The sequence below is a fragment of the Phytobacter sp. V69 genome (assembly GCF_965644215.1).
Lineage (GTDB): Bacteria > Pseudomonadota > Gammaproteobacteria > Enterobacterales > Enterobacteriaceae > Phytobacter.
On sequence record NZ_CBFFRL010000352.1, the window covers coordinates 1 to 2,613 of the forward strand.

Sequence of the window (2,613 nt, forward strand, 5' to 3'; positions counted from 1 at the left end):
ATCTTTCAATGGTCAAGCTGGGTTGCATCCGATTGTTTTACAAGAGGTTATGCAATTAAGGGACACAGCCTAATATTACCTGTCGTTGTTGAGTCTGCTTGCTGCATGAAAACATGCAGGGCATCGCTTTGCCATTATGCGACCTGGCGTAACGGGCAGACTCTTTTTTATCTCTATTTTCTTTCAGGGAGGCGTGATGTTTTATCTGGGGCTGGATATTGGCGGGACCAAAATGGCCGCCGTGGTCATGAATGCCGAAGGCAAAGAGTTTGGCCGCTATCGTACACAGACGGTGAAAGAATCCTACGCCGCGTTTATTGACGGGCTGGTGCAGTTTATTAGCGAAATAAAACAGGCACTGAATGCGCCGGTGGAGATTGGCATGGCGCTACCGGGCAGCGTATCGCCCATTGATGGCAAAATTAAAAATTCCAATATCCTGGTGCTGAACGGCCAGGATCTGCAATCCAATCTGCAAGCCCGCCTGGGCTGTGCGGTGATCATCGCCAATGACGCCAACTGTTTTGCCTTATCGGAAGCCTGCGATGGGGCGGGGCAGGGGCACGACGTGGTGTTTGGCCTGACGCTCGGCACCGGCTGCGGCGGAGGGATTGCGCTCCAGCAGCGCGCATTTACCGGCGCATGGGGCAATGCCGCAGAATGCGGCCATATTACCCTTCCCGGTTACAGCCTCCTGCGGGACGGCCCGGCGGTGAAATGCTACTGCGGCAAGAGCAACTGTACGGAATCCTTTGTCTCCGGCACCGGGCTGGCTGAGCGTTACTACCTGCTTTGCGGCGAGATGCGAAGCGCGCCGGAGATCCTGCATCTGGCAAAAGAGGGGCAGGCGCACGCCCGCGAGCAGGTCGCGCGTTTTCGCCATCAGTTGGCCCGCCTGCTGGCAACGGTGGTGAACATTATCGATCCGCACATCATTGTGATTGGCGGTGGCCTGTCGAATGAACCCATCCTGCTCGACGGTATTGAACGTGAAATTGCGCCGCTGGTCTTTACCGATCGGTTCCTGACGCCGGTGGTCAAAGCGGTACACGGCGACAGCAGCGGGATGCGCGGCGCGGCCTGGCTGGCGGTGCGGGCAAATGCGCAATAACGGGGGCGCGATGTACAAACTGATTAACACGGTGCAGCACTACGCCTGGGGCAGTAAAACGGCGTTAAGCGAGTTGTACGGGATGGCGAACCCGACGCAGCAGCCGATGGCCGAGCTGTGGATGGGGGCACATCCGAAAAGCAGCTCCCGCATCACCTTGCCGGGTGGTGAGGTATGTTCGCTTGCTGAGGTGATTGCCGCCGATCCGCGTCACTGGCTGGGAGAGGCGGTGACGGAACGTTTTGCCGGGCTGCCTTTTCTGTTTAAAGTGCTGTGCGCCGGGCAGCCGCTCTCCATTCAGGTTCACCCCAGCAAAGCGGCGGCACAGGTTGGGTTCGACCGGGAGAACGCCGCCGGTATTCCGCTTGAGGCACCGGAGCGCAACTACAAAGACGCTAACCACAAGCCGGAGCTGGTGTACGCCCTGACGCCGTTTCATGCGATGAACGGTTTTCGCGACTGTGCACAGATTGCCGCATTGCTGAAACCGGTGGCGGGGGCACACCCGGCGATAGACTATTTTCTCTGCCAGCCCGGTGCAGAAAGCCTGCGAGCACTGTTTGCCGGCCTGCTGGCGATGAAAGGCGAAGAGAAAGCGCAGGCGCTGTGCGTGCTCAATGCGGCACTGAAAAGCCAGCAGGACGAACCCTGGGAAACCATTCGCAGTATTGCCAGGATTTACCCGGATGACGGCGGTCTGTTCTCTCCGTTATTGCTCAATGTGGTCACGCTGGTACCGGGCGAGGCGATGTTCCTGTTCGCCGAAACCCCGCATGCTTACCTGCACGGCGTGGCGCTGGAAGTGATGGCAAATTCCGATAACGTGCTGCGTGCCGGGCTGACGCCAAAGCATATTGATGTGGCGGAGCTGATGGCAAACGTGGACTTTACGCCGAAACCGACATCGCAACTGCTAACGGCGCCGGTGAACGACGCGACGATGCAGCGCTTTCCGGTTCCGGTCGATGATTTCGCGTTTTCGATCCACATGCCTGATGACGCTGAAACGGTGCTGCCCTCCAGCAATGTGGCCATCCTGTTCTGCCTGGAAGGGACGATTACGGTGCGCTGTGATGGGCTGGTGCTGCAACTTGCCCCCGGCGAGTCGATCATCGTGGGGGTGCAGGTGCAGTCGGTTAGCGCTATCGGGCCGGGACGGCTGGCGCGGGCGTCAGCTGCCTTTTAACAGTCGTTCAAAGAAGCCTTTTCTCTTGACGGGCTTCACCTCGGCAGGCGGCGGGGCATCGGGATAGTAATTATCGATGCCCTGTTTGATGCGGGCGACGGCGGATTTATAACGCAGCATGAAGCCGTCGCGATCTTTGAGTTCGGGATCATATTTATTGAGCTGACGGAGAAGTTCGTTATATCAGTGGAGGCTTTGAACCACACGAACAGTTCAAATGTATCAAGGGCTCCGCGCTGGATGTTAGATAGTGTCGTCACGAGGATAAAAATCATTGATAATAGGGCCTTCTAATCAGAAGGCCCTATTATCATGA

3 protein-coding genes are annotated in these 2,613 nt (G+C 57.4%); 2 read left to right on the plus strand and 1 reads right to left on the minus strand.

The window, feature by feature from the left end:
* The first annotated feature begins 196 nt into the window (after nt 1-196).
* Both ACSZPU_RS24920 and manA read left to right on the plus strand, forming a co-directional pair.
* A complete protein-coding gene (locus ACSZPU_RS24920; protein ID WP_499004271.1) occupies nt 197-1,111 on the plus strand; it encodes an ROK family protein in 915 nt (304 codons plus the stop codon).
* Nucleotides 1,112-1,121: 10 nt separating this feature from the next.
* Nucleotides 1,122-2,297 carry a mannose-6-phosphate isomerase gene (gene manA, locus ACSZPU_RS24925; protein WP_499004275.1) on the plus strand — a complete coding sequence of 392 codons (1,176 nt, stop codon included), beginning with the start codon at nt 1,122-1,124 and terminating at the stop codon, nt 2,295-2,297.
* Here manA and ACSZPU_RS24930 read toward each other — a convergent pair.
* The gene (locus ACSZPU_RS24930) at nt 2,283-2,417 is read right to left on the minus strand and encodes a hypothetical protein (protein WP_499004273.1); all 135 of its coding nucleotides are present in this window, start codon (nt 2,415-2,417) and stop codon (nt 2,283-2,285) included. The two genes, manA and ACSZPU_RS24930, sit on opposite strands and share 15 nt — an antisense overlap.
* Between the last annotated feature and the right edge of the window lie 196 nt (nt 2,418-2,613).